Source organism: Pseudonocardia ammonioxydans (assembly GCF_900115005.1).
GTDB classification, from domain to species: domain Bacteria; phylum Actinomycetota; class Actinomycetes; order Mycobacteriales; family Pseudonocardiaceae; genus Pseudonocardia; species Pseudonocardia ammonioxydans.
The window spans coordinates 36,964-43,389 of sequence record NZ_FOUY01000047.1; the positions used below are offsets into that span (position 1 = coordinate 36,964).

Annotated in this window: 6 protein-coding genes; 1 reads left to right on the forward strand and 5 read right to left on the reverse strand. The window is 71.2% G+C overall.

Annotated elements, in window-relative coordinates:
- Positions 1–34 precede the first annotated feature (34 nt).
- The gene (locus BM093_RS29095) at positions 35–508 is read right to left on the reverse strand and encodes a hypothetical protein (RefSeq protein ID WP_143105574.1); all 474 of its coding nucleotides are present in this window, start codon (positions 506–508) and stop codon (positions 35–37) included.
- A 102-nt stretch (positions 509–610) separates the two neighbouring features.
- Here BM093_RS29095 and BM093_RS35440 point away from each other — a divergent pair, with 102 nt between their 5' ends.
- Positions 611–1,210 (forward strand): hypothetical protein, encoded by a 600-nt coding sequence (locus BM093_RS35440; protein WP_143105575.1) that lies wholly within the window; start codon positions 611–613, stop codon positions 1,208–1,210.
- Positions 1,211–1,243: 33 nt separating this feature from the next.
- On the opposite strand, the gene BM093_RS29105 is transcribed toward BM093_RS35440, so the two are convergent.
- The 4 genes from BM093_RS29105 to BM093_RS36270 all read right to left on the reverse strand — a co-directional run.
- Positions 1,244–2,122: a trypsin-like serine peptidase gene (locus BM093_RS29105; protein ID WP_177238770.1), complete on the reverse strand. Its 879-nt coding sequence runs from the start codon at positions 2,120–2,122 to the stop codon at positions 1,244–1,246.
- A gap of 38 nt (positions 2,123–2,160) precedes the next feature.
- A complete protein-coding gene (locus BM093_RS38055) occupies positions 2,161–4,617 on the reverse strand; it encodes a transglycosylase family protein (protein WP_093353799.1) in 2,457 nt (818 codons plus the stop codon).
- Positions 4,618–4,705: 88 nt separating this feature from the next.
- Entirely contained in the window at positions 4,706–5,791 is a 1,086-nt protein-coding gene (locus tag BM093_RS29115; protein WP_093353804.1) for a glycoside hydrolase family 16 protein, read from the reverse strand.
- On the reverse strand, positions 5,788–6,426 hold a 639-nt coding region (locus BM093_RS36270; protein ID WP_425439209.1), incomplete at its 5' end, for a MinD/ParA family ATP-binding protein. The genes BM093_RS36270 and BM093_RS29115, both read right to left, overlap by 4 nt.

The window sequence follows — 6,426 nt, forward strand, 5'->3', positions numbered from 1 at the left end:
GGCAAGGCGCTCCGGAAGTGAAGGTGGCTGCTGCTCAGGCGGTGCGGGATCGGTGGCCGCTGTTCTGTTTGATGACTTCACCGACCAGCGCCCGAAGGGCCTTGGCGAAGGTGCGGACCCCCTTCGGGAGGTCCTGCTCGGCCTCGGTGAGCACGGTCGCGGCCCTGTCGTGGGGCGACTCGACGTCGCGCCAGTCGGCGACCAGTGGGATCCGGACGACCGAGCTCACGTACGGCTCGGTGATGTGCACCTTGTTCTGCGTGTTCGGCCCCCAGGCCGCGTTCGGCACGTCGTCGACGATCGCGAGAACCGGCGGTGGAGCAGTGGCCGGGGTGTACTGCAGCGCGCGCTGAGCGGAGTGCAACGAGTTCGACGTCGAACGGCACACGAGCACGTGCACGGGACGCTGGGCGCGGTAGATCCCGGCGTCGTAACCATGGAGTGCTACAGCGAGCAGAGTTGTACCGACTCCACCCAGAACACCCGCCACGATCGGAGGTTCGAGCACGTCTGTCACCGTCCTCAGACTGACGATTTTCAGGCCGCGGATAGACTACACTTCGTATCTTCTTGGAAGGCAAGATGATACGAATCTTGTGGGGGGTCCGACGTGTCTCTGATTGAGTCCGGCCCGGAGGGCACACCGCGGGGGCGGCTGCGCAACCTCGGACGCTGGGCAGGTGTCGGCATCGCCGTCGGTCTGCTCGTCGGCGGCATGTACGCGGCATGTGTCCCCGGCCAGCACGATCCAGCAACGCCCGATGAGGGGGCGGGCGCCGCACCGACCGCCGGGCCCCACGCAGCCCCGGACCGCGACCCGTTGACGACCGCGCGCCGCTGGTTGGAAGCCTCCCGGACGGTGAGCTTCACCGACCCGCGTCCGGTCACCTGGACCGAGCGGGTCGCGCCGGTGCTGACCGGTGCCGCCGCGGCGGGCAACACCGCCACGGCGCAGAACCCCGCGACCGGGGCAGGGTGGGAGCAGCTGGTCACCGACCGGTGCAGCACCACGGTCGGCGACATCGGCGCGGTGATTCCTCCCGAGGCCCCGCGCAGCGACCGCCAGGTCTATGTCCAGGTGACCGGGACCGTGCGGACCGGGTGCGAGGTCGCCGACGGGCTGGTAGCGCCCCCGGAACACACCGCCGCCACCGTGGCGCTCACCCTTGAGCCCGATGGCCTGTGGCGCGTCAGCGAACGGCTGTACTGAGCGCACCGCCTCACCAGCGACGACCGGGCGAGCTCACTGTGTTCCGGCGCCGCCGGTCAACGAAGCCGAGTCCGCGGCGTTGTAGATGGTGCGGGCGGCATCGTCGAACAGCGGGGAGACCAGGGACGTGTCGTCGCCACCGGAGACCACGCCGACGAGCTGACCGCGTCCGTCGGCCGCGTCCGGGCCGGCCAGCCACGGCCCCCCGGAGGCTCCCTCGGTCATGTCGCAGTCCAGCGCGAGCACCCGCCCGGCGGGCTGGCCGGGTTCGCGGGCGAAGTCCTCGACCGCGGCCGAGCCGATGCAGCCGCGCAGCGACTGGCCGTCATAGCTGCCCAGCGCGGGATAGCCGAGCGCGGCGACCTCGACCTGCTCGCCGACCGTCCAGCGGATCCCCTGGGCGCCGAGGACCTGCTCGGGTAGGCGGCCCTCGCGCGGCAGCAGGGACACGAACGCGAAGTCCGTGTCGGCGGCGACGTCCTCGATCGGGGAGTTGGCCTGCTGCCACGCCGGCGGCAGGTAGGCGGTGTCGACCGCCCACCGCCCGTAGGGCTCCTCCCCGCCGGCCCAGCCGGGAATGAAGTGCGCGCCGTCGAGCCGCCAGGCTCCATCGAGCCACACACAGTGCGCCGCAGTGGCCAGCAGCCGTCGCGACTGCGAGGCGACCACCGCGGCCGAACACTGGTGACGGCCGCCGTCGACGACCAGGACCCCGACCGAGGACGCCGAGAGCCCCCCGACGATCGGGCCCGCCTGCCCCCGTACCGGCGGCCCCTCACCTGGACCGTCACCGGCCGGGCGCGGGACGGTCGCCTCGAGGGCCGCCACCCGCGGCCCAGGCGGGGAGTCGGCGGCGGGGAGCACGCACGCCAGCGTCACGGCCACCACCGCGGCCACCGGCAGCGTGCTCATCCTGCGGATCTTCATCAGGAACGTCCGGGCGGAGGTGATTATCGGAGACCAAGTTGCGAGGAGCAGGACGGCCAGGCATTCCAGCCCTGTTCGGCCTGGACCTTCTCGGCGACGGCGATCTGCTCTTCCTTGCTCGCCTCGTGTGCCTGACCTTCACCACCGAAGGCCTGCCAGGTGGAGGATGAGAACTGCAGGCCGCCGGAGTAGCCGTTACCGGTGTTAGTCGACCAGTCACCGCTGGCTTCGCACTCGGCGAGCTTATCCCAGGTCGAGGTGTCGGTTCCGCCGGTCTCGCCGCCCGTGGCGGCCGGGGTCGCCTGCGCCCCCTCGGGGTCGCGGGGCTGCTCGCCTCCACCGTCGTCGGCCGGCTCCTCCGGTGCCGGATCGTCCTCGGGCGGGGTGCCCGATTCCTGCTCGTCCTCGCCCCCAGCGGCCTCCTCGTCGGGCTTGTCGCCCGCGCCGTCGTCCGCACCGCCCGGCGACTCACCACCGGTGGAGTCCTGGTCACCGGTCTCACCGCTGTCGTCCTGCGGGTCGTCCTCGCGGCTGCTGTCGGAGCTGCTGCCCGGACCGGACCGGTCGTCGCCCTCGGAGCCCTGGCCGGCCTCCGACCCCTCGTCGTCGCTGGAGCGTTCGGTCGACTCCTCCGAAGACGAGCCCGATTCGGAGCCGGTGCTGTCGGGGGAGGAGCCCGAGTCCGCCTGCTCGTCGTCGAGGTCGATCGCTTCGAGCTTCTCCAGCACGCTCTCGGCGGTCGGGTCGATATCGGCCGCTGCCTCGGCCTTCTCGGTGAGCTCCTCGACGGCGGGCTTCAACCCCTGGCCGTCCGAGGAACCACCCGGCGACGAGCCCGAGCCGGAGTCGCGGCTGATGGAGGTACTGGTATCGGACCGGTCGGTCCCCGAGCCCGACGAGTCGGCGGAGTCGCTGTTTCCCGAGCTGTCCGAGTCGCTGCTGGTGGAATCACGGCTGCTCGAGTCCCCGCCACCGGAACCGGTCGACCCGGACCCGGTGTCGGAACTGCTGGTCTGCGACGAGGTCGAAGAGCTGCCCGCCCCGGCGTCGCCGAGGTTCTTGAGCTCGTCGAGCTTGTCCAGATCGGCAGGCTCGGCGCCAAGCTCCTCGAGCTGGTCGCGGTCGACCACCTGCAGCACCGAGTCCCGCACGCTGCCGGCCTCGGCGTCCGTGCTGGCCCCGAGGGTCTGCATGAGCTCGCCGACCAGCTCGATCGCGGCCTGGGCCTTCTGCAGGTCCTCCGGTGAGCCACTATCGCCCGACGAGTCCGACGAACCCGAGGACGTCGAGCCGGACCCGCTGTCCGACCCCGAGTCGCTGCTGTCCGCGTCGCGGTCCGCGGAGCCGGAACCAACCGAGCCCGACCCGGCGGAGCCGGAATCGTCCTCGTCCTCGTCGCCTGCGGCGGTGTCGTCGGCCGAGGAGCTGGCATCGGAATCGCGGGAGGAGTCCTCACCCTCGTCGCCCGCGCCGATCGCCTCCGCCGCCGACCCGGAACCGCCGCTGTCGCGGCTCGAATCGTCGGCCGAGTCCGCACCGCCAGACCTGCTCGAATCCTCACTGCCGGAGCTGCCCGGATCCGCGCCGTCGGCGCCGCCGGAGCTCTCCTGGCCGCCGGAGCCCTCGTCGGATTCCGAGTCCTCACCGGAGGGCGCGCCGCCGGAGGACTCGGACTCCCCGCCGTCCTCCGGACCCTCCTCAGCCGGAGCTGCCGGGGCCGCCGGAGCTGCCGGAGCGGCGGGGGCGGGTGCGTTCACCGCGGCCGGCGCGGCGGTGGCTTCGGCCTGGTCGGTGCAGGTGGTCTCCGGCAACGGCGGTTCGGCCTGACGGTTCGGGTTCACCGCAGCGGGCCCCTTCCCGGAGCCCGAACTGCTCACCGCAGGAGGCGGCGCGACCGCCTCCTGCGCGGCCTCGCCGGCGGACTCGACCGCACCGAGCGCGTTGTCGGCAGCACCACCGAGGGACTGACCGATGCCTTCCAACGTGCCGCCCTCGTCACCGGACGGGGGCGGTTGCTTGGGCAGCAGGTCGGCCGGGGTCGGCCCGAGCCCCTCCTTGGCAAGCACCACCGCGATCTGGTGCAGCTGCGGATCGGTGGTGCCGTTGAGCTGGTCGGAGACATCAACGGCCTTCTGCCGCCACCCGGGCGGCTGCGTCGCCGGGGTGAACCCCAGCCCGGCCAACTCGCGGGCCAGGGCCTGTTTGCGCGGGTCGCCGCTCACGGCCAGGTCGGTCATCAGCGCCCGAGTCTGAGTACGGGTATCGCGGGCGGCCGCGAGCTGGCGCACCGTCTTCCCGGCGTTGCAGCCATCGGCGGTCAGGCCGACCTCGGCCGACAACGGGCCGGCCACGAACGCCATGCCCAGCAGCGCGGTCGCGGTGAGGATGGCGATCGGGGTCCGCCGCGGCCGCGGCGCGGTGGTCTGGGCGGGATCGGTCTGGAGTGGGATCACTCCGTAGCGGTTGCGAGAAATACGCATCTCACGGACTCCGTGATGTGATCGGGGGTGCTCACCGGAAATCGGGCTCGGATACGCGCCGAGCGCGTCAACGAGGTGCGGCCATCGATCAGCCCTTGCTGTTCTGTTCTTCGGTCAGCGATGTGCTCGAGTCGGAATCGGTGGATCCCTCGCTGCCTTCGGAGTCGGTCGAGGAACCCTCGCCCTCGTCCACAGACCACTGCTTGACCCAGTCCACGTGCATCTCCCCGGGGTCGCTGTCGCCCTTGGGGAACCAGTCGAGCTGGATGCACAGGTGCATCGGGCCGGGCGGCAGGATCGAGGTGTCGGTGGTCTTCCACCACTGCTCACCGTCGAGGAACGTGGTGACACCGTCCGGGGTCCACTCGACCGCCCAGTTGTGCCACTGGGTGGCGTCGACCTCGACCTTCCCCTGGACCTGGGAGTTGTCGGCGCCGTAGTGCAGGAAGATGTTCACCTCGTCGCGGTCATGACTCATGATTTCCATGAAGTCGATCTCGCCGCCGACCGGGAAGTCCTCGGCCGTGGGCCACAACAGCAGCAGCGCGTTGTAGGACTCAGACCCCTTCGGGGCCTTCACCCGGCCCTCCCAGCGGCCGTACTTCTGAGAGTTGCCCGACCAGGCCATGCCCCCGGTCGTGCCGTCGCCGGTGCCCTCGATGGTGAGGATCCCGTCCGAGACCGACGCCGCATCCGGGCTGCGGATCCCGTTGCCGGCGTGGCCGGGGCCGTCGTAGAAGTTCCAGCCGCCGTCGAGGTCCTCGAAGTCGTCGACCACGTCGGGCTCGCCCCAGTCGAAGGCCTCGGCCGCGGTCGCGCCCTGCTCCCCGGACCCCGAGCTGCTGCCCGAGCCCCCACCGGATCCGCTGCCCGAGCCGCTACCGGACCCCGAGCCGGATCCGGAGCTGTCCCCGTCCTGGTCGTCGTCCCCGCTGCCCCCGGAACCGGTCTCGGTGCAGGACTCCGGGACGAAGTCCGCCTTGTCGGCGCCCTCGCTGACCAGCGCTTCGCGGATGCGCTTGGCGCGCTTGGAGTTGTCGCCCTCCAGCTCGGCGAGCACGTGCGAGGCGGTGATCCGCCACTCGCAGTCCACCCCGTCGTCCGGGGCGGCCAGGACGCTCCCGGTCAACGAGGTGGTCAGCGCGAGCGCCACACCGACCAGCTTCTGCCTCACTCTCGACTCGCCTCGGGACGGAACCCGTGCGTGGCCAACCCCCCGTGGCGGGGGTGGTTGAAGTTGTCGGCGACGGTGGCGGCCAGTTCGAGGACGGCGTCGCGGGTCCCGGGGCCAAGCGCATCGAAGTCGATCTGGCTGCCGGCCTGCAGGTGCGGGTCCGGCGGGAGCTCGACCACGGCACGGCACCGGGCGTCGAAGTAGCCACGGATGACCGACTCGTCGATCTGGGCCGACTGCCGGTCACGCGAGAGCACCACGATCACATGCTCGAGCAGCGCCTCGTGGCCGTGTGTGGCCAGCCAGTGCATCGTCTTGCGTGCCCGCGAGGCGCCGTCATGAGTCGGGGCGCCGACGATCACCAGCGAGTCGGCGTGGGTGAGCGTGGCCTGCAGCGCCGAGTGCATCAGCCCGGTGCCGGAGTCGGTGATGATCACCTCGAAGTACTTCGACAGTAGCTTGAGCACCGATTCGTAGTCTTCGGCCGAGAAGGCTTCCGACAATTCGGGGTCCTGCTCACTGGTCAGGACCTGGAGCCGGCGGGTGAGGTGGGTGAAGCGGGCCAGATCGGTCGAGGACCGGATGTTGGAGATGTTGTCGAGCAGGTCACGGACGGTGCTCTGCGCGGCGAGCTT